Origin of the sequence: Paenibacillus pectinilyticus, from assembly GCF_001700435.1 — a bacterium.
Taxonomy (GTDB): domain Bacteria; phylum Bacillota; class Bacilli; order Paenibacillales; family NBRC-103111; genus Paenibacillus_E; species Paenibacillus_E pectinilyticus.
In genome coordinates this window covers 117,434-138,723 of the sequence record NZ_LYPC01000014.1, presented here as the reverse complement: position 1 = coordinate 138,723, position 21,290 = coordinate 117,434, and the positions used below count along the sequence as shown (strand labels likewise).

Annotated in this window: 22 protein-coding genes; 4 read left to right on the top strand and 18 right to left on the bottom strand. The window is 46.5% G+C overall.

Annotated features, from left to right (window positions below; translation table 11 throughout):
* Window positions 1-12 precede the first annotated feature (12 nt).
* From A8709_RS08285 to alaS, 8 genes are all read right to left on the bottom strand, one after another.
* Window positions 13-1,296, bottom strand: coding sequence for a peptidase U32 family protein (locus tag A8709_RS08285; RefSeq protein ID WP_065851878.1), 1,284 nt, complete (start codon window positions 1,294-1,296; stop codon window positions 13-15).
* Between the two features lie 34 nt (window positions 1,297-1,330).
* A complete protein-coding gene (locus A8709_RS08280) occupies window positions 1,331-2,257 on the bottom strand; it encodes a peptidase U32 family protein (protein ID WP_244163134.1) in 927 nt (308 codons plus the stop codon).
* Between the two features lie 48 nt (window positions 2,258-2,305).
* A complete protein-coding gene (gene mltG, locus A8709_RS08275; protein WP_065852604.1) occupies window positions 2,306-3,403 on the bottom strand; it encodes an endolytic transglycosylase MltG in 1,098 nt (365 codons plus the stop codon).
* Window positions 3,404-3,529: 126 nt separating this feature from the next.
* Window positions 3,530-3,826 (bottom strand): DUF1292 domain-containing protein, encoded by a 297-nt coding sequence (locus tag A8709_RS08270; protein WP_065851876.1) that lies wholly within the window; start codon window positions 3,824-3,826, stop codon window positions 3,530-3,532.
* Window positions 3,823-4,137 (bottom strand): DUF1292 domain-containing protein, encoded by a 315-nt coding sequence (locus A8709_RS08265; protein WP_082927584.1) that lies wholly within the window; start codon window positions 4,135-4,137, stop codon window positions 3,823-3,825. The genes A8709_RS08270 and A8709_RS08265 overlap by 4 nt, the downstream gene beginning before the upstream one ends.
* Complete coding sequence (gene ruvX / locus A8709_RS08260; RefSeq protein WP_065851874.1) at window positions 4,138-4,554, bottom strand: Holliday junction resolvase RuvX; 417 nt, start codon at window positions 4,552-4,554, stop codon at window positions 4,138-4,140.
* 17 nt (window positions 4,555-4,571) lie between these two features.
* Window positions 4,572-4,832, bottom strand: a complete 261-nt coding sequence (locus A8709_RS08255) for an IreB family regulatory phosphoprotein (RefSeq protein ID WP_028555746.1) — start codon at window positions 4,830-4,832, stop codon at window positions 4,572-4,574.
* A gap of 111 nt (window positions 4,833-4,943) precedes the next feature.
* Window positions 4,944-7,571 (bottom strand): alanine--tRNA ligase, encoded by a 2,628-nt coding sequence (gene alaS / locus A8709_RS08250; protein ID WP_065851873.1) that lies wholly within the window; start codon window positions 7,569-7,571, stop codon window positions 4,944-4,946.
* Between the two features lie 412 nt (window positions 7,572-7,983).
* On the opposite strand from alaS, the gene A8709_RS08245 reads away from it, so the two are divergent.
* Window positions 7,984-8,205, top strand: coding sequence for a DUF3951 domain-containing protein (locus A8709_RS08245; protein WP_065851871.1), 222 nt, complete (start codon window positions 7,984-7,986; stop codon window positions 8,203-8,205).
* A 263-nt stretch (window positions 8,206-8,468) separates the two neighbouring features.
* On the opposite strand, the gene A8709_RS08240 is transcribed toward A8709_RS08245, so the two are convergent.
* From A8709_RS08240 to cymR, 5 genes are all read right to left on the bottom strand, one after another.
* Complete coding sequence (locus tag A8709_RS08240) at window positions 8,469-9,542, bottom strand: AI-2E family transporter (RefSeq protein ID WP_065851869.1); 1,074 nt, start codon at window positions 9,540-9,542, stop codon at window positions 8,469-8,471.
* Window positions 9,543-9,699: 157 nt separating this feature from the next.
* The gene (locus tag A8709_RS08235) at window positions 9,700-9,903 is read right to left on the bottom strand and encodes a hypothetical protein (RefSeq protein ID WP_028555750.1); all 204 of its coding nucleotides are present in this window, start codon (window positions 9,901-9,903) and stop codon (window positions 9,700-9,702) included.
* Between the two features lie 7 nt (window positions 9,904-9,910).
* The gene (locus A8709_RS08230; RefSeq protein ID WP_065851867.1) at window positions 9,911-10,432 is read right to left on the bottom strand and encodes a PRC-barrel domain-containing protein; all 522 of its coding nucleotides are present in this window, start codon (window positions 10,430-10,432) and stop codon (window positions 9,911-9,913) included.
* A 29-nt stretch (window positions 10,433-10,461) separates the two neighbouring features.
* Window positions 10,462-11,610, bottom strand: a complete 1,149-nt coding sequence (locus A8709_RS08225) for a cysteine desulfurase family protein (protein ID WP_065851865.1) — start codon at window positions 11,608-11,610, stop codon at window positions 10,462-10,464.
* A gap of 7 nt (window positions 11,611-11,617) precedes the next feature.
* The gene (gene cymR, locus A8709_RS08220; RefSeq protein ID WP_065851863.1) at window positions 11,618-12,037 is read right to left on the bottom strand and encodes a cysteine metabolism transcriptional regulator CymR; all 420 of its coding nucleotides are present in this window, start codon (window positions 12,035-12,037) and stop codon (window positions 11,618-11,620) included.
* 334 nt (window positions 12,038-12,371) lie between these two features.
* Between cymR and mnmA the strand changes: the two genes are divergently transcribed.
* The 3 genes from mnmA (at window position 12,372) to A8709_RS08205 (ending at window position 15,003) form a co-directional block, all read left to right on the top strand.
* Complete coding sequence (mnmA, locus tag A8709_RS08215; protein WP_065851862.1) at window positions 12,372-13,463, top strand: tRNA 2-thiouridine(34) synthase MnmA; 1,092 nt, start codon at window positions 12,372-12,374, stop codon at window positions 13,461-13,463.
* Between the two features lie 65 nt (window positions 13,464-13,528).
* Window positions 13,529-14,212, top strand: a complete 684-nt coding sequence (locus tag A8709_RS08210) for an AlkZ-related protein (protein ID WP_065852603.1) — start codon at window positions 13,529-13,531, stop codon at window positions 14,210-14,212.
* Between the two features lie 413 nt (window positions 14,213-14,625).
* Complete coding sequence (locus A8709_RS08205) at window positions 14,626-15,003, top strand: DUF3889 domain-containing protein (protein ID WP_084224750.1); 378 nt, start codon at window positions 14,626-14,628, stop codon at window positions 15,001-15,003.
* Here A8709_RS08205 and A8709_RS08200 read toward each other — a convergent pair.
* The 5 genes from A8709_RS08200 to aspS all read right to left on the bottom strand — a co-directional run bounded on the left by A8709_RS08200 (window position 14,998) and on the right by aspS (window position 21,250).
* Entirely contained in the window at window positions 14,998-16,317 is a 1,320-nt protein-coding gene (locus A8709_RS08200; RefSeq protein ID WP_065851860.1) for a replication-associated recombination protein A, read from the bottom strand. The genes A8709_RS08205 and A8709_RS08200 overlap by 6 nt on opposite strands.
* A 142-nt stretch (window positions 16,318-16,459) precedes the next feature.
* Complete coding sequence (locus A8709_RS08195; RefSeq protein WP_065851857.1) at window positions 16,460-17,995, bottom strand: MFS transporter; 1,536 nt, start codon at window positions 17,993-17,995, stop codon at window positions 16,460-16,462.
* A gap of 13 nt (window positions 17,996-18,008) precedes the next feature.
* Window positions 18,009-18,536, bottom strand: a complete 528-nt coding sequence (locus A8709_RS08190) for a PadR family transcriptional regulator (protein ID WP_065851855.1) — start codon at window positions 18,534-18,536, stop codon at window positions 18,009-18,011.
* Window positions 18,537-18,688: 152 nt separating this feature from the next.
* A complete protein-coding gene (locus A8709_RS08185; RefSeq protein ID WP_065851853.1) occupies window positions 18,689-19,444 on the bottom strand; it encodes a tRNA threonylcarbamoyladenosine dehydratase in 756 nt (251 codons plus the stop codon).
* Window positions 19,445-19,468: 24 nt separating this feature from the next.
* The gene (gene aspS / locus A8709_RS08180) at window positions 19,469-21,250 is read right to left on the bottom strand and encodes an aspartate--tRNA ligase (RefSeq protein ID WP_065851851.1); all 1,782 of its coding nucleotides are present in this window, start codon (window positions 21,248-21,250) and stop codon (window positions 19,469-19,471) included.
* Between the last annotated feature and the right edge of the window lie 40 nt (window positions 21,251-21,290).

The following is a 21,290-nucleotide window of genomic DNA, read 5'->3' as shown; positions in this document are numbered from 1 at the left end:
GCTTCCATGGTACTATTTTCCTGTTTTTTTCCGCATCATATCCCATTTTTTTACAGGTTTCTCTGTTTGTAGTTGAATAAGCTGTAACGGATGCCTAGCTGCGGTCAATTCTTGACCCGCCTCATCGCGAATAACGCCTACCGTTTGCTTGAATTGCGTGCCGTCAGGACCGAAAAACTCAATCTCTTGACCTGGCTTGAAATGATTCCTTTGCTGAATTAGCGCTACGCCTGTTTCAGCATTGTAATCCATAACCAATCCCACGAAATCGAAGCCAACAACCTTTTCCTCTGGTTCAAAGATGTGATCTTCATGACCAGGTGCTTCATAGAAGAAACCATCGTTCAAAGGGCGATTCGCCGCTTTATGAATTTCATCCTGCCAAAGCGGATTTAGCTCGAAATGTTCCGGATCCTCGAAATAGGCATCAATCGCTTGCCGATACGCATTCACGACCGTAGCCACATAATGAATACTCTTCATCCGGCCTTCGATTTTGAAGCTATCCACGCCGGATTCAATCATATCTGCAATGTGATCAATCATGCTCAAATCCTTTGATCCCATCGTAAAAGCATCATCATCCTCAGCAAACATAGGGAAGTCCGTAGCCAGTGGAGCATCCAGAGGCTGATCCTTCGTAAACAGATCGTATTTCCAGCGACACGATTGGGAACATCCGCCGCGATTCGAGTCACGATCGGTAAAGTGATTTGACAATACACAACGTCCTGAATAGGAACTGCACATAGCGCCATGAATAAAGGCTTCAATTTCGACTTCCACATGCGCCTTAATTTGATCAATTTCTTGCATGCTGACTTCCCGCGCCAATACGACACGCTCGATACCCTGATCTTTCCAAAACTGTACCGTTTGCCAATTCATAACCGACTGCTGCGTACTCACATGGACCTCAAGATCGGGAGCAACACGTCTACACGTTTCCATGATGATCGGGTCAGCTGCAATAATGGCAGAGATTCCAACCTCTTGCAGCCCTCGCAGGTACTCATCCAAACCTTCGATATCTTCATTATGCGCGTAAATATTCGTGGCAACGAATACTTTGGCTCCATATTGTTTCGCAAACTCGACACCTTCCCGCATTTCCTCTTTTGAGAAATTATCTGCGTTAGAGCGTAAACCATACTTCTGACCACCGATATAAACAGCATCTGCGCCATAATGGATCGCAAATTTCAATTTCTCTAAATTCCCCGCAGGAGCTAAGAGCTCCGGCTTATCCAGCCTTACACGCTTACCCCTAGCTCGCGATTCTACAGCTGTTGTCATCTGGGATAGCACCTTCTTTCTGTTCTTTCTTCGATCAATACACTTGTTCCTTATAGAAAAATCCGTAACTTAGCTCACGTTCTGGGTCTTGCAGCTCTATAATCGCATCTAACCATTCTTGTTTAAACTCATATCCTTCCGGATCAGCCAAATAGGCATCAATCGCTGCGCGGTAACTTCTCACGACCGTTTCATTATACTGCGCGGATTTAAGCAAGCCTTCAATCTTCAAACTATCAATATCGCCATCGATAAGCTCAGGCAAATTTTCCAACATGCAGAAATCTTCCGAACTCATAATGTGCGTCCCGTTACTGTCCTCATACACCGGATACCGTTGATCGCGGCGCTCGTGTTCAATCAGGAACAGCCCACGCTCCTTCGAGCGATCTGCTTCTGCCTTATGCCCCTGATGTTCCATATAATTTTTGACCAGCTCACGTTTGGAGTGATAGATGTTCGTAATCCCATGTACCTGAACCTCCACAGGGATCACTGACTTTTCTTTAAATGCGATGACCTGCTCCATATTCAACTCGCGTGCCAAAACAACGCGAACTGCGCCCTGTTTCGCCCAATAGTTCGCCGTTGCATAATTCGTCGATGTCATCTCCGCGTTCCAATGCATAGGCAGCGGCTCAGCTAACTGACGAACCGTCATCACCACTGCTGGATCACCAAAAATGATCGCATCTACACCATAGGACTGCAGCGTTGCTAAATACGTCTGTAAGCCTTCTAGTGTTTCATTATCCAAAATATTATTCACGGCCACATATAATTTCGCATGCTGTTCATGTGCCCAAGCCACCGCTTCACGGATTTCCTCCAGCTTCACTTCTCCTGGCAATCGCAACCCGTAGCGCTCTTCCCCTATAATAACTGCGTCAGCACCTGCTGTAATCAGTTGTTTCATCTCATCAATGGAACCACAGCTTATGACTAGTTCTGGTTTATTCACTTCAGCCTTACCTACCTTCTGTCAGCTTCATTCTAGCGACGCCTGTTCTTAATTGGACGTCTTCTTACTATTCGCAATATTTTTCTTATGCTCTTCATACGTTTCCGCAAATAAATGACCTTTGGAACCATCTTTCTTGGTTACATAGTATACATATTTCGTTTCTTCTGGATAAATGGCTGCTTTAATCGAAGCTAGACTTGGACTTGCAATCGGCCCTGGCGGTAACCCCGTATTCAAATACGTATTATACGGGCTTTGAATTTGAAGATCTTTCTCCAAAAGACGATCCTTCGACTTATCGAATAAATATTGCACCGTCGCATCAATCTGCAGAGGCATGTTCATTTTCAAACGATTAACAATAACGCCTGAGACAAGCGCCCGCTCGTCATCAACAACAACCTCACGTTCAATCAACGAGGCTATCGTCAGCATTTGGTGAATGGTGAGATTGCGTGCCTTCAGCTTGTCCTTCCAATCCGGCGGAAGCGTTGCAAGCTTCTTATCGAGTTGATCCAACGAACGCTCAATAAATTCTTTCTCTGTTGAGCCTTTCTTAAATTCATAGGTTTCTGGGAAAATATAGCCTTCTAAGCGGTGCCTTAAATTTTTGCTATCTGGAATCGAAGCGGTTGTGTCATCTTTAAAACCCGCAGGATCATCGACGAGCCCCAGAAACGTCTCTTTCTTCCACGTAGTCTGCTCGCTCATTTTGGCAGCAATCTGTTCGATCGTATAGCCCTCAGGAATGGTAATGCGCATCATGTCTTCCTTAACGACATCTCCCTTATTGAGCTTATCGATCATGTCCACAAATGTCATTCCTGGCTTCATCGCATACTCGCCAGCTTGGAATTTGGAACCCTCTTTTTTATATTTCAGATAGTACATGAAAATGGATGAATTCTTAATGAGTCCCTTGTTTTTCAACTCGTCTGCGATTTGTGTCGAGCTAGAGCCTTGTGGAATCGACACTCTCACCTCTTGATCAGAAGCTTCTACTGGCTGTAGGGCATTTGCAATAAACAATCCAATCCCACCTGCGGTGCCCAGAACAAGCAGCACAATGATGCTCACGATAAGCAAAATCAATTTCAGTTTACTGCGCTTAGGCTCTAGCAGTTCTTCTTCCTCATGTACCATATTCACAACGCTTCTATTCCCCCTATGAATGTCACTCGAGACCAGCCTTTGGCTAGGTTACCTTAGTCGCATTAACCATATGCATAACAAAACCGAGCGGATAGACTCCGCTCGGTTATCATTTTATCACAAGTCGTCCTGTTCAGGAAAAACCATTTCATCATACAGCTCCGAAACCGTTTCCCACTCATCGTCATCATCGATGGTCACCATTTCGTATTCACCGTCATCATTCGTAATCACTCGGAAAAGGGCAACTTCGTCTTCCTTTTTCAGCTCATCCGATTGCATAACTGCGTACGTTTGGTTCTCATAAACGAATTCTTTCAGAAGTTGATACACCGTCGACTCACTTTGATCGTCAGACAACAGAATATCATCCCCGTAAGCTTTGCGCAATACATCAGAAGGCGTTGTACTCATGCTTCTTCTTCCTCATCGAACTCCGCCATCAACGTATTGAATGTTTCTTCAACAATATTCCATTCTTCTTCATCGTCGATCGTGAAAAGCTTCAAATCTTCGCCATCGTCGTCTTCTTCATAACGGAACGCGTATACCTCATCGGATTCTTCGTCTCCGCCATCTGTAGGCACAACCATCATATATTTCTTGTCAGAACCGTCCACTTCGAATTTCATGATAACCTCGAACTCTTCTTCGTTGCCTTCATCGTCCGGAATGTAAATGATTTCTGGTTCTTCTTCACGCAATTCTTCTTTGGACACGTTCATTCACCTCTTCATATTAGCATCCATGTACCCTTGCAGGATTAGCTGAGCGGCCATTTTATCAATAACCAGCTTCCGTTTCTTCCGACTCACATCAGCTTCTAGAAGCGTTCGCGTGGCAGCCACGGTTGTTAAGCGCTCATCCCATAGGTTTACTGGTACACTTAGTTTTTGTTTCAATTCTTCTGAAAAAGCAATCGCAATCTCACCGCGTGGCCCAATCGTATTGTTCATATTCTTAGGCAAGCCGACGACTACTTGCGATACGCCATATTCATTCACAATCTGGATAAGCCGTTCAATGTCTTCTCCCGGCTTATTACGGCGAATCACTTCAAGCCCTTGAGCGGTCCATCCTAGCTCATCGCTTAAAGCGACGCCGATTGTTTTATCCCCATAATCTAAGCCCATCCATCTCATGCTGGTTCTCTTTTCTGCTATTTGTGTTGACCCAGATAAGCACGAACTAATTCTTCAATCAGTTCATCCCGTTCCCGTTTACGAATGAGGCTTCGCGCATTATTGTGACGCGGAATGTAGGCAGGATCTCCAGATAGCAAGTAGCCAACAATCTGGTTAATCGGATTATACCCTTTTTCCTGAAGAGCATCATATACCGCCAGCAATACATCCTTAGGCGATGTTTCGATTTCTTCCGCCTTCACATTGAACTTCATCGTTTTGTCCATGGAACTCATCAGGAGCACCCCACTTCCTTGTGACCTTTGTAAAATATTTGAAAAATGTTCCGTCTATACTTGTGATATATTCTCTATGGTTTTAAAAATTCCTGTCCCACAGAAAAATAATTATACGAATTGGGAGAGAAGCCCTTCGACACTAGCTAAAGCCCCTTGCAGCTTGGACGCATCCTTACCGCCCGCTTGAGCCATATCTGGACGACCGCCGCCGCTGCCGCCAACAGCCTGTGCGACTTCTTTAATAATTTTACCCGCATGGAAACCCTTAGAAACAAGATCAGGCGTCACAGCGGCAACCAGATTCACTTTATCCTCTGTAGCAGCGCCAAGAACGATGACAGCGGAGCCTAGCTTGCCTTTCATTTCATCGACGATATTACGCAGGGAATCCATATCCGCCGCATTCACCTGTGCAGCCAGCACGGAAACGCCCGAAACTTGCTTCACTTGATCTGTCAATGAACCTGCTTCAATGCGCCCTAGCTTGCCGCGTAAGGATTCATTCTCACGTGACAACTCTTTCAACTGTTGCAAGGTTGCATCTACGCGTTTCGGCACATCCGTGATATTTGATTTGAGCAGACCAGCCGCTTCTTTCAACAATTGTAATTGACCATCCAAATATTCATACGCACTGCGGCCTGAAACAGCCTCAATACGACGTACACCTGAGCCAATTCCTGATTCGCTGACAATTTTAAATAAACCAATTTGGCCGGTATTTTGCACGTGACAACCGCCGCATAATTCTAAGGAGTAATCTCCTACCCTAACAACACGTACGATATCACCGTACTTCTCACCGAACAAAGCCATAGCGCCCATTGCTTTCGCATCTGCGATCGCTTTGAGGGAAATATCAACGTTCGTGCTATTCCAAATTTGTTGGTTAACACGCTGCTCAACATCTGCAAGCTCTTCGCTTGTAATACTTCCGAAATGAGAGAAGTCAAAACGGAGGCGATCCGGCTCGACAAGGGAGCCCGCTTGATTCACATGCGTGCCTAGCACTTCTTTGAGCGCTTTGTGCAGCAAATGTGTCGCCGTATGGTTCTTAATGATATCCGTGCGTGGTGCAGAAGCTACAATCGCCTCTACCGTGTCCCCTTTGCGAAGCACACCGGACTCCACAATGACCTTGTGAACGTGCTGACCATGCGGCGCTTTCATCACATCGACAACCTGCAGCGTCACTTGATCGTTACGAATAGTCCCGTGATCGCTCACTTGACCGCCGCTCTCTGCATAGAAAGGCGTACGATCCAGCACGACCTGACATGTCTCACCAACACCGACAAGATCAACGAGTTCATTCTCATGAACAATGGCTTCGATATTAGCAGTAACTACCAATTCATTATATCCAACAAATTCGCTTTTAATCGTTAATTCGGACAGCGGCCCGCCTTGCACCTTCATGCCGCCTTCTTTGTGGCTCGCTGCACGAGCACGATCACGCTGTTCTTGCATGGAAGCATCAAAGCCAGCACGATCAACGGTTAGCCCCTTCTCTGACGCAAAATCCTCTGTCAAATCAAATGGGAAACCATACGTGTCATACAATTTGAAAGCGTCAGGTCCGCTAATCTGATTCGAGCCCGCTTGCTGCGTTTTCTGAACCATTTCCCCAAGAATAACCAAGCCGTCGCTTAGCGTTTCGTGGAAACGCTCTTCTTCCGTACGGATCACCTTTTCGATGAACTCCCGCTTATCAACAACCTCAGGATAATAAACACCCATGATATCGCCAACCGTAGGCACTAGCTTGAACAGGAACGGTTTGTCTAAACCAAGCACTTTCCCGTAACGCACAGCACGGCGAAGCAAACGACGGATCACGTAGCCACGTCCTTCATTGGAAGGAAGTACGCCATCACCTACAGAGAAAGCGACCGTACGGATATGATCGGCGATTACTTTAAGCGCGACATCGGTTTCTTCATTCGCATGATAGGTAACACCCGTCAGCTCACACGTTTTATCAATAATCGGCAAGAATAAATCGGTATCGAAGTTAGAGTCCACATCTTGCAGAATGGAAGCAAACCGCTCCAAACCTGCGCCAGTATCAATGTTCTTATTCGGAAGCGGTGTATAGCTGCCATCTGAATTGTGGTTGAATTGCGTGAAGACCAAGTTCCACACTTCAAGGAAGCGCTCATTCTCGCCGCCAGGCCAGCACTCTGGATCCGACAAGTCGCCGTATTTATCGCCGCGATCGTAGAAGATCTCTGTACAAGGACCACAAGGACCTTCGCCGATATCCCAGAAATTATCTTCTTTGAGCTTATAAATGCGTTCCTCAGGGATGCCGATTTGCTTATTCCAAATCTCGAAAGCTTCCTCATCATCCTCATGAACTGTAACTGAAATCCGATTCGGATCAAAGCCGATCCATTGTGGATCCGTCAGGAACTCCCACGCCCATGGAATAACTTCTTTTTTGAAATAATCGCCGATGGAGAAGTTACCCAGCATTTCAAAGAAAGTATGGTGACGACGAGTCTTACCCACGTTCTCGATGTCATTCGTACGGATACATTTCTGCGCATTCGTAATACGTGGGTTCTCAGGAATTTCCCGTCCATCCAAATAAGGTTTCAAAGGCGCGATACCTGCATTAATCCACAAAAGGGATGGATCATTATGAGGGACTAATGAGGAACTCGGCTCAATTTTATGACCTTTGCTTGCAAAAAACTGCAACCATTTCGAACGAATTTCACTTGCTTTCATCTCTGTGAGCCTCCATATTTCATTTAGGTTTACAAACAAACAAAAAACGCCCCTGTTAGCTAACAGGGACGAATCATCGCGGTACCACCCTGGTTATTGCCTTCACCATCCTTGCAAGACGCAAGCCTGGGAATTCAATCTCCTTGTGCGGATTTGTAACGGGTCCAACCGGTGGAGTTCTTCCACGCTCCGAAACGAGCTTTGGGCCATCCTAACACCGAAAGGTTCTTCCAGCCGTTCTTCGCAGCATTACGCTGCCAAGTGGAACCTTCTCTCTGACGATGGGCTATGGCTTACTGGGTTTCATCAACGCTTTGTTTCAAATATAGATAGGCAAATTATAACTATCTGGGGGTTGCCTGTCAATATGAGGGCATTATAATAGAGTAAATACCTATTGGAGGTGCTTCACATGGATTTATCAACACTCACACTGCTGGGTCTTATCTTCCCTATTTTCGTCTTGATCATTTATATCATGGCGAAAACATTGATTAAGAAGGAAATTCCAGACAGTCGCTACAATCCCTTTGACTATGTGACAGGACAGACACGGGTTGAATTTCAAGAACAGAAAGAAACAAAAGAAGAGGACGACAGCCAAGGCGATGATAAGGATAAACAATTAAAATAAACAGCTAGACCACTCTCAAAAAAAACTTAAAAATCGCAGTTGACAATGATTCTCAATACAAGTATACTAGGTTTATTGATAATGATTTTCATTATCGAACACACATAACAGCAAGTTGATTACTCACTAATTCCGTAGTCCATTCCATGGTTTACGTTTGGGCCACACCTTGTCAACCTCCTCAACCCTCGTGCAAAACCCCTTGAACCATGATCCCGCAAGTCATGGTCCAAGGGGTTTTGTGCGTCTTCTGAGTCACTCCCCTATGTTGTTGGCTCCTTATGAACAAAGTGGATGAACACATGTTGTATAATCACTTTCATAACCGCAAAGAAGGGAACGGCCAATATTAAGCCGACTACCCCTGCCACTTCCCCTCCGACAAGCAAAGCGAAGATGATAAACAATGGATGCATATGCAAGGTCTTCCCCACGACTTGAGGAGAGATCACGTTGCCTTCCAATATTTGTACCGCCAAATTGACGATTGCGACGAACAGTACCATTTTCATAGAAACGGTAGACGCCATCAGAATGGCAGGTGCCGCGCCGAAGAATGGCCCCATATACGGGATGATGTTGAAGATGGCAACAACGCTTGCTAGCAGCAGCGGATAAGGCATGCCAATGAGCCAATAGCCTAAATAAGCGAGCCCGCCAATAATCACACATACGAGGATTTGTCCTCGTATATAATTTCCAAGTGCCGTGTCGATGTCCATAAGGAGAGAGACGGTTTTTTTGCGATGCTTCCGCGGCACGATGGCCAATGCGGTCTTCTCAATAATTTGAAAATCCTTCAAAATATAGAACGCCAGAAATGGCACGATGAAGGCGATAAACAGCATATTGATCGTTGCCCCGATTTGATTCATATAATTCGCAACCGCCATGGAAATCTTCGATTCCAGCTTGCTTAACGAGTGATTAAATCCAATTCGGACGCTGTCCGGCAACAGCTCATTTTGATTAAAGCCGTCGACCAAGGATTGCGCACGCATCGTCATCTCCGGCATATGCTCGTTCAGTTCAGCAGCTTGCTGAATAAACATCGGCGTCATATTCATAATCGTAACCGTGACGGTGGTAATAAACACACTATAGATCAAAAGCACCGCGACCGTTCTCGGCACTTTCCGTTTATTCAATATCGTGACGATTGGATTTAAAATATAGGAAATGATCACCGCAATAAAAAACGGCATCACAATCGCTTCTAAGAACGTAAATACATGAACTAATATCGGTTTGATCAGTAAGAGTAAATACAAACCGATCAGAATAAGCAAAGCATATACAAGTCCTATAAACCATTTATTACGCCAAAAACGTTCCATACTGCCTTCACCTCTATCGTTCGGTTTCGACTTTGTGTTCACTCAGTATGTGTACAACGCGCCCAAATTAACCCTTATCTGGCGTCAATAAACAAAAAAACGTTACCTCCTAAGCGAAAGCTTCGCTCAGAAAGTAACGTTCGATCCTGTCGGATTATTAGTTCACGTGCTCGTGGATATGAGAAACTTCTTCCTCAAAAAACAAATCATCCAGAGAACTTAACGTTCCATCTTCTTCAACCTGGTAGACGGACATTTTATCTCCGTTTACGCTGAGTTCAATAAAGCAACCCCAGCAGTAAAATTGATGGGAACCGATCTTTCCAATATCTTTGGAATTACAGTTTGGACAACGCATCATGCTCACCCTATTCTTCTTTGGATACGAAGAGTTCTTCTACTTCCTGAGCGCAATGTCCAGGCACGATGATCGCATCTTCCCCTATGGTTGCCGTTTCTGGCATAGGAAGCCACTTTCGCCCTTCTTTTAAATCAGAAATAAACCCTTCGGACAATTCATAACCTACTATTTGTTTTCCCCAATTCTGGTCTAAATAAACATCTTCTACCACGCCTAATTCATGCCCTCCCGCCGTTATGACAGGAAGTCCTTTAATCTTGTCGCTTCCATCAAGAAAAGTATGGCACTCATTCTTCTGTCCAAATTCGCAAATGACACTTTCGTTCGGTATGGTTATAGCATCTTCTCCAGCTGCGACGATTCCTTCCCACGATATGTATCGTAAGGATGAGAACCATGACTTCGCTTCGAGCACAATGCCGCTTATGTTCCACGTTGGGTCGATCAATACATCTTTCACTTCGCCTACTTGCTTACCTGACTCAACGGTCAACACGGGAAGTCCTATTAGTTCATGCGCTCTGCGCAAAGCGTAACGCCTCCTAGAACCACCCAGTACTACTTATTACGCAACCGTTTGACAATGGTTGCAACTTTCTGGGCAGCCGTTTCGATTTGTTCTTTAGAATTCCCCATTCCAAAGCTAAATCGCACCGCGGAGAGTGTCACATTTTCTGGAAGTTTCATCGCTTGCAAGACATGAGACACTTCTAGCGAACCAGAAGTGCATGCAGAGCCGCTAGCAGCAGCCACATGGTCTAAATCCAGGTTCATTAATAATGTTTCTGTTGAGATACCGGGAAAGGAGATGTTTAAAATATGGGGGACACTCTGTTCCTTAGACCCATTAATGACAAAACGCTCACAGCCCAATTGCTGCTCCAATATGGCAATCATCAGTTCTCTAAGCTCACTAGCTTGTGTGTAGTTCTGTTCTCGGAGAGGAAGAATGCGTTCAATCGCTTTAGCGAAACCAGCAATAGCGGGTACATTCTCAGTTCCTGCACGTCGCTTGCGTTCCTGTGAACCACCAAAAACGTGCGGCAGCAGCTTGGTATGTTTCGAAACATAGAGGGCACCGGCACCTTTGGGGCCATATATTTTGTGGGCGGACAAGCTCATCAGATCAACTGGCAGCTCCGCTAAATTCAGAGGTAACTTACCGAGGGCTTGCACCGCATCGACATGAAAAGGAATGCCGTGTTGGCGCGCTAGCTGTCCTACCTGCTCAATGGGTTGGATCGAGCCTATTTCATTATTCACATACATCATAGAGATCAGGGCTGTATCGGGACGAATTGCAGCTTCTACATCTTCTATTTGAATAAGTCCCTCCGGACCAACTGGGAGATAAGTCACTTCGAAACCAAGACTCTCTAATCGTTCACAGGGATGCAACACAGCATGATGTTCAATTGCGGTTGTCACGATGTGCTTCTTCCCATTCGGCTCTGCCTGCATGATTCCAAAGATCGCCATGTTATTGCTTTCCGTTCCGCCGCTGGTAAAAATCAGCTCGGCAGGCAAGCACCCTAAGGATCTCGCCATACCATCGCGGAAGCGGTTCAATGCCGTTCGTGATGCCCGACCAAAGCTATGGGTACTGGAAGGATTACCATAATTTGTAGTATAAAATGGCAGCATAGCCTCCCAGACTTCAGCATGTACGGGCGTTGTTGCAGCATGATCCAGATAAATAGGTTCCATAGTCACCTTAAATGTAAAACATGTAATTATCGTTTTTGCCTTTATCTTCGAAAGAAATCAAATTCGACAACGTTGTGGAATCAAGCACATCTGCAATACTGTCGCGAATGCGAATCCATAGATCCCGTTTGGCAGGATCATCTTCTTCTGTAAAATCAACAGGACTAATCGGTCCTTCAAGGACACGAATAACCTCACCTGCCGTCACCTGTTCAGCAGATTTCGAAAGAATATAGCCACCGTAAGCTCCACGAATACTTTTGACTAAACCCGCATTACGTAATGGAGCTACAAGTTGTTCCAAATAATGTTCAGAAAGCTGATGTCTTTCGGCAATACTTTTCAGTGAAGTCGGACCTTCACCCACTCGGTTGGCCAGTTCCATCATGATCGTTAGACCATAACGACCTTTTGTGGAAATTTTCAAAATTAACACCTCATTCAACATGATCTGCCATCAAGGAGTCTGTATATATCGCTAAAACTTGAGATGCTTACCAAACTTGCTACCCATGTTTCTAGCATCAGGGTCGTCCCTATCTAGGTAAACAGCGTTTCCATTTTTCGCAAAAACATTCCAAAACATCCGTATATCGTATCTATGTTATCACAAAACCCTTGCCCCGTGTGGGAAAATCCATGACATTCTCATGAAATATTTTAATTTTGACCAATTCGCATGTATAATGGTAGGTGATCTAAATAAACGACTGTGTCGTTATACGTCAAAAGTCGTGCCTGATGGAAAAGAGGTTTATGCTATGCAAACAAAAACACGTGTCATCCTCGGGATGTCCGGAGGCGTCGATTCTTCGGTTGCCGCACTTTTGCTCAAGGAGCAGGGGTACGAGGTTATTGGCATTTTCATGAAAAATTGGGACGATACCGACGAATTCGGTCATTGTACCGCAGAAGAAGACGCAGAGGATGTCAGACGGGTCTGTGACCAGCTCGATATTCCTTTCTATACAGTAAATTTCGAGAAGCAGTATTACGACAAAGTATTTGCTTACTTCTTGGACGAGTACACCAAAGGACGCACGCCGAATCCGGACGTGATGTGCAATCGCGAAATCAAGTTCGGAGAGTTGCTGCAGAAAGTCATTGATTTAGGCGGCGACTATATCGCCACTGGTCACTATGCGCAAGTTTTGGAGCAAGATGGTGAGTACGTTTTAAAAAGAGGAAATGATTCGAATAAGGATCAGACTTACTTCCTAAACGTTCTTAATCAGGGGCAGTTAGCCAAGGCCATGTTCCCGATCGGGCACCTGCCGAAATCTCAAGTACGTGAAATCGCGGAAGCCGCAGGACTTGCTACAGCGAAGAAAAAAGACAGCACAGGGATTTGTTTTATCGGTGAGCGCGATTTCAAAACGTTCCTCAGCCAATACCTCCCTGCTCGTCCAGGCAATATGGTCGATATTCGCAATGGTGAGATCAAAGGACGTCATGATGGACTCATGTACTATACGTTAGGTCAGCGGCAAGGACTAGGCATTGGCGGTTCTGGTTCAGGAGAGCCATGGTTCGTCGTAGATAAGAACTTAGAGACCAATGAATTGCTAGTCGTGCAAGGCGAGCAGCATCCGGGGCTGTATTCCAAAGGATTGACTGCAACGGATGTAAACTGGATATCGTCGAAAAAACCAGATGGTGCATATGCATGTACCGCTAAATTCCGGTATCGCCAAGCGGATCAAGGGGTTAATCTTACATTCCAACCCGATGGGACATGTGAAGTTGTCTTCGACAAACCGCAAAAAGCGGTGACACCAGGCCAATCTGTTGTCTTTTATGATGGCGATATTTGTTTGGGTGGCGGCGTGATTGATAAGGTTCATAAGATTTAAGTGGAGATAACCAAGATTGCGGGACAAGCTCCTAAATACTAGGGTGAAGGGAATTGATGTTGGGGATGAACGAGATAACGATGAAAGCTGATACGTATGAAGATGTGAAGAGGCTTGTTATAGAGATCGGGATTCTCCCCCTCTCTTCCTTCATTCCTGAGCATCCTTCACTTGAGTCCTTGACGGTTCATGAGCAATGGCATACAGGACTGGAGACAGATCCTTGGCTATGGCGTGATCGCCTTCCAGGCGATGGGCTTGCTGCTTATGGACGTTTCTTTGCTAAAAAGCCGCTGCTGATAGATTCAGAGTTATTTCCGCTTATTAAAAACCTGTTGGAAGATCCCTATACCGTGGACGAGCGATACTCGGATGGCGAATTATCGAAAGCAGCCGTCGATGTGTATCACGCTATTGCCGGGAATGAAGGCATTGATGTGAAAGCCTTGCGTTCAGCGACAGATTTGAAATCCAAAGAGTCGAAAGCCGAGTTCGATCGCGCCTTGATCGACTTGCAGAGCAAGGCCGACATCGTCATTGCCGGGATTACGGAACGTCTGAACGCCAACGGCACTAAGAATGGCTGGAACGGCACCTGCTATATGACAGCTTCACATTGGTTGGAGCTTCATGGGATTGCTAAGAATGAGCTTCCCACGCCGGAGGCGAAAGCTCAGCTACGTGCGCTGCTGAAGGAAAAATACAGCGAGGCTGCTGGCAAATATTTGACGAAGATTTTCAAGCTGTGATGTGGGAAGGAGCACTGGGGTGCTCCTTTTTTTGTTGGCTTGGGGCTGGGGGTGAGACTGGGTGATCCTCTGATTACGAGTTTAAGAGCGGGTACCTTTCGCGATTGGCTCGGGTTCCGAGCATAAACACCGGTACCTCTCGCGGTAGGCTCGAACTCCGAGCCTAAACCCGCATCCCACTCGCGGTAGGCTCGGGTTCCGAGCTTAACCCGCATCCCACTCGCGGTAACCTCGGGTTCCGAGCTTAAACACTGGCCCCTCTCGCGATAGGTTTGAACTCCGAGCCTAAACCCGCATCCCCCCACTATCTAGACTCTGTCTTCTTCTTAGTTCGCTTTTGCACTTATTTACCGCTCCCTAATTCGTATGCCCGCTCCCTCCGTCGCACACGCTAAGCACGAAAGGTGTGAGTGATGCTGAGCAAAATCATAGCCGTTTTACTCCTGATCGGACTGGGTTGGGTCGGATCTTCGGAAGCTTTCGCAGAGACAGTGCAACCAAGCAAAGGCGGTATTACATCAAAAGTTCCTGAACCCGACCCTTCCTATGCCAAGTGGAGTCGCCTTGCTTTCCATGAAGCTGGTAAAGTGTACACCCTGCTGGATTATAAGTATATGGGGCGTTCCAAAGTCGCATCAGGTGTTATGCAGCAACAATTTCGCTTCTGGGTCAAAAAGAATGGTACGGAGTTTCCACTCATCGTCTCCATTCGCTACGATCCTGTGACAGAGAAAGTATTCACGATCCTCATGGAACCAGAAACATATAGAGGGACACTACGGATTCTATGAATCTGTAGGCGTCCCTCTTCTTTTATGCTGATTCAGCTTCATCTTCTCTTCAGTCCCCTGCGTAGTGGCTGCAAATATCACCTCATGCTGGATCTCATCCGGCAAATACTGCTGACGCACGAAATGACCCGGATAATTATGTGGATACATATATCCCTTATGGCCAAGCTTCTCCGCACCCTTGTAGTGCGTATCACGCAAATGCAGGGGAACTTCGGCGGACTTCACACGCTCCATTAGCTCCTGTGCACGCATGATAGCAAGCGGAATGGAATTCGATTTCGGACTCTCCACAGCGAATAAAATTGCCTGGGAAATGATGTACTTGGACTCCGGCCAGCCAATCTTATGATAGGCGTCCATCGCCGTCACAGATTGCACCATAGCCTGCGGATTGGCGAGGCCGATGTCTTCGCTGCAAGCGACGATTAGACGTCGCAGGAAGGTCATAGGATCCATGCCAAGCTTTTCGACGGCATAGAGGAACCAGAACAGCGCTGCGTCGCTTGAGCCGCGCACGCTCTTGTGAAAGGCGGACAATACGTCATACTGCGTCGACTCGTCCGCTTTCACAATCGGGCGGCGGATGGACTCTTCCGCCACCTCACGCGTGATATGAACCGTGCCATCCGGTTCAGGTGAAGTCGTGAGCGCTGCGAGTTCCAGCGCGTTCAAAGACCGGCGGATGTCCCCATTGGCCATCTGCGCGATGTGAACCAACGCCTCCTCGTCCACATTGAGTCGCATGAAGCCGAGCCCCTTGACGGGATCGGCAATAGCTCTGCGCATGGCGATGAGCGCATGCTCCGCCGTGAGGGGCTCAAGCTGAAACAGCGTCGAGCGCGACAAGAGGGCCCCGTTCACATGGTGAAAGGGGTTCTCCGTGGTCGCCCCGATGAAGATGAGGATGCCCTGCTCCACCGCAGGCAGCAAGGCATCCTGCCGCGACGTGTTGAAGCGATGGACCTCATCTAGGAACAGGGTCGTTTTGCGACCGTACATCGCTTTGGTGCTTTTGGCCAGCTCAATAATTTCGCGGACGTCCTTCACCGAAGCATCTACCGCGTTGAGCTTCATGAACTCGCCTTGTGTGCGATTCGCGATAATGTTCGCAAGGGTTGTCTTCCCTGTACCTGGAGGTCCATACAGAAGAATTGAGGTCACTTGATCGGCTTCGATCGCGCGGCGAAGCAGCTTGCCTTTGCCCACAATTTGCTCTTGACCAATGTATTCATCTAGCGTTGTTGGCCGCATCCGGTCAGCCAGAAGCTTACCTACCGGATCCTGGGATGCTGCATATGTAAACAAATCCATGATTAGTTTCCTTTGCTGGGTGTTGAGCGTAGTAATGTCCATTATACCTTGCTCTGATAGGCATGTCATGTCTCTCCATGCAAAAACTCCCCCACTCGCGTTAAGAACGCACATGGAGGAGTTTCAACAGATATCAATATTTTTAGACCGAATGAGGGACGCTAGACTCCAATTTCGTATCCTGTTGCGGAGCAGGCGCAGCGAACCGTAGAGGGCCAGCAATAAATGCGGCGCCTAACCCAACCACACCGAAGGCAATGCTCAAAATAAATCCATGATTAATCGCCGTCCCTAAGGATTCACGCAAGAAACTCGCCGTTTCGGGAGGAAGAGCTGCTCCAGCTCTAATCAATTGATCGGGATTAGCTAAAGTAGCTAGCTTATCAAGCGGCATATTGTGTGCAGCCGCACCATCTTGTATAAGACTGCTGTAGTTGTTGTTCACGATTGTCGCCATAATGGACGCGCCGAGAACGCCGCCAATATTCCGCCAGAAGCCAACGATCGAAGAACTGACACCGATATACTTACGGTCTACACTTTGGGCAACGGCATTTTGAGCTACACTCATCAGCGGGCCAATGGCCCCAACGCCAAGAATAACCATCAGCATAATCATGTAGATCTTGCTTGCATCATGACTGACAATACTTAGCAGATAGCTCACGACGATGCCCGCCGTCATACTGAATGCGAATACCGCACGGAAACTAAAGAAGCGCTGTAAGAACCCAAAGCCCACTGCGCCGACCATTAAGGAGAACATCATTGGGGTCAGAAGCCCGTTTGAATTCGCACGTCCAAGTACCGCTGTCGAAAAAATAGGTAAATAGGCAATAGCCGAGAACATGATGGCCCCTTGACAGAGACAGGCTAAGACTGTCGCAAGCACCATTCTATTTTTGAATAAAGGAAGGGGAAGAATGGGTTCACTTGCTCTTCGCTCAACCTGGATAAACAAGAAGCCAACAACGACCGCAACAGCTAGCAAGCCTATGATTTGCCAAGAACCCCAAGCATAGTCCTTACCGCCAAATTCAAGCGCAAGCATCAGTGAAACTGTAGTGACGATGAGAAAAAGCGTTCCCAGATAGTCGATTTTCGGGCGACGATCCGAGCGTGACTCTTTCAGTGCAAAAAACAACACAATGAAAGACAACACACCAAGCGGCAAATTCACATAGAAGCACCAGCGCCAGCCCCATGTTTCAGCCAGTAGTGTCCCAATTTGCGGACCGGCTACAGAAGATAGACCGAATATCCCTGCGAACACGCCTGACAGCTTCGCCGCTTGCTTCGGATCAGCAAAGATCGTATAGATAATTGTGAAAGAGATGGGGAATATCGCTCCAGACCCAATACCCTGTATCGCCCTGAATATGATGAGCTGCGTCATGTCTTGCGCCATGCCACATAGCGCTGACCCAATTAAAAAGATCGAAATCCCAATCATATAAAACAACTTTCTGCCAAACATATCCGACAACTTCCCGAATACGAGCATCGTGCTTGTTGAGGCAAGCATATACGCGGTGAATACCCAGCTTATTTTATCAAAACCATTAATATCACTAATGATGTGCGAAATCGCCGCAGACGTCACTGTGTTATCTAGCGCGGACATAAGTAATCCGAGGGCCATCGCCAATATAATTAAACCCGTTTTTTTGTTCGCCATTCTCTGTTCTACCTCACTTCTCAGCTAAATTTTTTAAACGTACAATCCCTTGTGTCAGTGTACGAATCTGACTTTCTGAATTGTTAATCCCGATTTGAATGCAAATTTCCTGGCTATGCGACATCTCTGGCTGGCATTCTACATACAGCTTACTTAATCGCTCCATATGGCCTTTTGTCCGTTGAAGATACTCTTCTAAGACACCCACAATCACATCCTTCTCCACGAATTCGCCAAAGAACAGACGTGTCATTGCATCGGACTTGAACTCATTGTCTTCCACGGGACTATACATGTACGTTTTAAATTGCTCCCGGCCTTTCTCCGTGATGGAATAGACATTCTTATTGGGCCTGCCTTCTTGAATAACACTTTGCTTGGTGATCAATTCTTCCTTCTCCATTTTGCTTAGGGTAGGATAAATCGTGCCAAAGCTTGCGTTATTAAAATAAGACAAAATCGTCTCCATCTTATGCTTCATGTCATACCCCGATAAGCTGTGATGCATTAATAAGCCCAAAATAACATCTTGACTGGTCATGTTGTAGATCCTCCATTACAAATTTGGCTTTCTGCTTAACTTCAATTTATCAGATCATATATATCGAGTCAACATATACTTGACTGATACATATAAATTTTATGTAAAAAAAGGGACACCCATTTTCATAGGCATCCCTTAATTCATATGGCTTAATTTTTGTTGGTGCCAATCTCCAGCAAATCCTTCACGGCTGCACTCACCATGATAAGTCCCGCTACAGGAGGCACAAAGGAGTTACTCGCAGGCGGCTGCTGCGCCTTACGTCTGTCAGGTGCATCCGCTGGCACGATTTGCTCGGTAACATCTTCCCGTGGCTTCATCGGTTCTTCCATCGAGAAGACGACCTTCACGCCCTTCTTGATTCCTTCCTTGCGCAAACGTTGACGAATCACACGTGCGATAGGGTCCATGCTCGTTTTGGAGATATCCGTAATTCTAAATTGCGTCGGATCCATTTTATTCGCAGCACCCATACAAGAAATCATCGGGATTTTACGTGCCAAACATTGTTTGATCAAATGGATCTTATACTCAATCGTATCGCTTGCATCCAACACATAGTCAATTGGATACGCGAATACTTGCTCATACGTCTCTTCTGTGTAGAACATCCGCAGGGAAATGACATCACACTCTGGATTGATTAAAAGGATGCGATCCCGCATCAGGTCAGCCTTAGGCTGACCTACTGTGGTGGTAAGTGCATGAATCTGACGATTGATATTCGTGATATCGACAACATCCTTGTCGATCAGAATCAAACGCCCGACCCCTGAACGTGCTAGGGCTTCAGCGGCGATGGAACCCACGCCGCCGATGCCTAGTACGACAACGGTACTATTTTTGAGAATATCAAGACCCTCAGGGCCAATGGCTAATTCTGTCCGTGAAAATTGGTGAAGCATGGGAACACTTCCTCTTCAAAGTTCTTAGGCTTTCGCAGCAGGCTGCTTAAGCGCTAAGCGAATCGATAGTTGTTCTAGTTGTTTATCATCCACTGTACCCGGAGCGTCCGTCAACAAGTCTGTTGCGCTAGCTGTTTTCGGGAATGCAATCGTTTCTCTCAGGTTCGTACGACCTGTGATGAGCATCACCAGACGGTCAAAGCCGAATGCAAAGCCACCGTGTGGAGGCGTACCATATTCAAATGCTTCTAGCAAGAAGCCAAATTTCTCATTCGCTTCTTCTTTGGAGAAGCCAAGTGCTGCGAACATTTTCTCTTGCACTTCACGTTGGTAAATCCTCATCGAACCGCCGCCAACTTCGTAACCGTTCAAGACAAGATCATACGCTTGTGCGCGAATTTGACCTGGGTCTGTATCGAAGAAATGAATATCATCTTCGTTCGGACGTGTGAACGGATGGTGTTCCGCTACATAACGTTTCGCTTCTTCGTCATACCCAAGTAATGGGAAGTCCACAACCCATGCATATTTGAATACCGAGTCATCAATAAGACCAAGTTGGCGACCGATTTTCAAACGGAGGTTACCGAGTACATCAGCAACGACTTTCTTTTTATCCGCAGAGAATAGAAGTAGATCTCCCTCTTCAGCACCCAGACGCTCTGTCAACAAAGCGATTTCAGCTTCGTTGAAGAATTTCACGATTGGCCCTTTGAACTCGCCGTCTTTTACTTGAATCCAAGCAAGACCTTTGGCACCATAACGTGCTGCAAATGGAAGAAGATCGTCGATTTCTTTACGGCTCCAAGTGCCACAGCCTTTGGCATTAAGAGCTTTAACTTGGCCCCCGCCATTAACCACGTTAGCGAATACTTGAACGCCGGACGTTGACACGATGTCGGAAACATCCTTTAGCTCAAGATCGAAACGAAGGTCCGGCTTATCGGAGCCGTATCTCGCCATTGCATCCGCATGAGTAATCCGTTGGAACGGACGGGCAATTTCCACGTTTGCGGTTTCTTGCATCAGTTTAACAACAAGCTCTTCTAGGATATCAAGAAGCTGATCCTGCGAAAGGAACGAAGTTTCGATGTCGACTTGTGTAAATTCAGGCTGGCGATCTGCGCGAAGATCCTCGTCGCGGAAACAGCGAGCGATTTGGTAGTAACGCTCAAGACCACTAACCATCAACAATTGCTTGAAGATTTGCGGTGATTGTGGAAGGGCAAAGAACTCGCCTGGATGCACGCGGCTTGGTACCAAGTAATCACGTGCGCCTTCTGGTGTGCTTTTCGTCAGGATCGGCGTTTCTACGTCAATAAATCCTTGTGAGTCTAGGAAATTACGGAACACGTTGGACGCTTTGGAACGAAGCATCAACGTACGTTGCATTTCGGGACGACGCAAGTCAAGGTAACGATATTTCAAACGAACCGCTTCATCTACTTCAACGCCGTCTTCGATGAAGAACGGAGGTGTTTTCGCCGCATTCATGATTTCGATTTCGGTTACTTGAACTTCAATTTCACCTGTCGGGATGTTTTTGTTTACTGTCTCTGCATCACGTTCTACAACTTTTCCTTTAATCGCTAATACATACTCATTACGAGCACGGTCAGCAATAGCTAAAGCATCCCCTGAGAAATCCGGATTAAATACGGTCTGTATTAGGCCGCTGCGATCACGCAGATCGATAAATAGAAGGCCGCCAAAGTCGCGTCTTACTTGCACCCACCCGTTAAGAATAACTGTTTCGCCTACATGGGCTTTCGTAAGCTGCCCGCAATGATGTGTCTTGAGCATCATAATTGTTGTTGCCTCCTCATAGTGTTCATAATGGTGTAGC

What these genes read in the sequence shown, in the direction of transcription:
- A8709_RS08255 (WP_028555746.1), bottom strand. Translation starts at nt 4,832, where the DNA reads ATGAGTTCCATGGACAAAACGATGAAGTTCAATGTGAAGGCGGAAGAA.
- A8709_RS08285 (WP_065851878.1), bottom strand. Translation starts at nt 1,296, where the DNA reads ATGACAACAGCTGTAGAATCGCGAGCTAGGGGTAAGCGTGTAAGGCTG.
- A8709_RS08190 (WP_065851855.1), bottom strand. Translation starts at nt 18,536, where the DNA reads ATGACCAGTCAAGATGTTATTTTGGGCTTATTAATGCATCACAGCTTA.
- A8709_RS08225 (WP_065851865.1), bottom strand. Translation starts at nt 11,610, where the DNA reads ATGGAACCTATTTATCTGGATCATGCTGCAACAACGCCCGTACATGCT.
- A8709_RS08205 (WP_084224750.1), top strand. Translation starts at nt 14,626, where the DNA reads ATGCTGAGCAAAATCATAGCCGTTTTACTCCTGATCGGACTGGGTTGG.
- alaS (WP_065851873.1), bottom strand. Translation starts at nt 7,571, where the DNA reads ATGAAAGCAAGTGAAATTCGTTCGAAATGGTTGCAGTTTTTTGCAAGC.
- A8709_RS08210 (WP_065852603.1), top strand. Translation starts at nt 13,529, where the DNA reads ATGAACGAGATAACGATGAAAGCTGATACGTATGAAGATGTGAAGAGG.
- A8709_RS08195 (WP_065851857.1), bottom strand. Translation starts at nt 17,995, where the DNA reads ATGGCGAACAAAAAAACGGGTTTAATTATATTGGCGATGGCCCTCGGA.
- A8709_RS08265 (WP_082927584.1), bottom strand. Translation starts at nt 4,137, where the DNA reads ATGAACGTGTCCAAAGAAGAATTGCGTGAAGAAGAACCAGAAATCATT.
- A8709_RS08240 (WP_065851869.1), bottom strand. Translation starts at nt 9,542, where the DNA reads ATGGAACGTTTTTGGCGTAATAAATGGTTTATAGGACTTGTATATGCT.
- A8709_RS08200 (WP_065851860.1), bottom strand. Translation starts at nt 16,317, where the DNA reads ATGGATTTGTTTACATATGCAGCATCCCAGGATCCGGTAGGTAAGCTT.
- A8709_RS08235 (WP_028555750.1), bottom strand. Translation starts at nt 9,903, where the DNA reads ATGATGCGTTGTCCAAACTGTAATTCCAAAGATATTGGAAAGATCGGT.
- mnmA (WP_065851862.1), top strand. Translation starts at nt 12,372, where the DNA reads ATGCAAACAAAAACACGTGTCATCCTCGGGATGTCCGGAGGCGTCGAT.
- ruvX (WP_065851874.1), bottom strand. Translation starts at nt 4,554, where the DNA reads ATGAGATGGATGGGCTTAGATTATGGGGATAAAACAATCGGCGTCGCT.
- A8709_RS08270 (WP_065851876.1), bottom strand. Translation starts at nt 3,826, where the DNA reads ATGAGTACAACGCCTTCTGATGTATTGCGCAAAGCTTACGGGGATGAT.
- A8709_RS08245 (WP_065851871.1), top strand. Translation starts at nt 7,984, where the DNA reads ATGGATTTATCAACACTCACACTGCTGGGTCTTATCTTCCCTATTTTC.
- aspS (WP_065851851.1), bottom strand. Translation starts at nt 21,250, where the DNA reads ATGATGCTCAAGACACATCATTGCGGGCAGCTTACGAAAGCCCATGTA.
- mltG (WP_065852604.1), bottom strand. Translation starts at nt 3,403, where the DNA reads ATGGTACATGAGGAAGAAGAACTGCTAGAGCCTAAGCGCAGTAAACTG.
- A8709_RS08185 (WP_065851853.1), bottom strand. Translation starts at nt 19,444, where the DNA reads ATGCTTCACCAATTTTCACGGACAGAATTAGCCATTGGCCCTGAGGGT.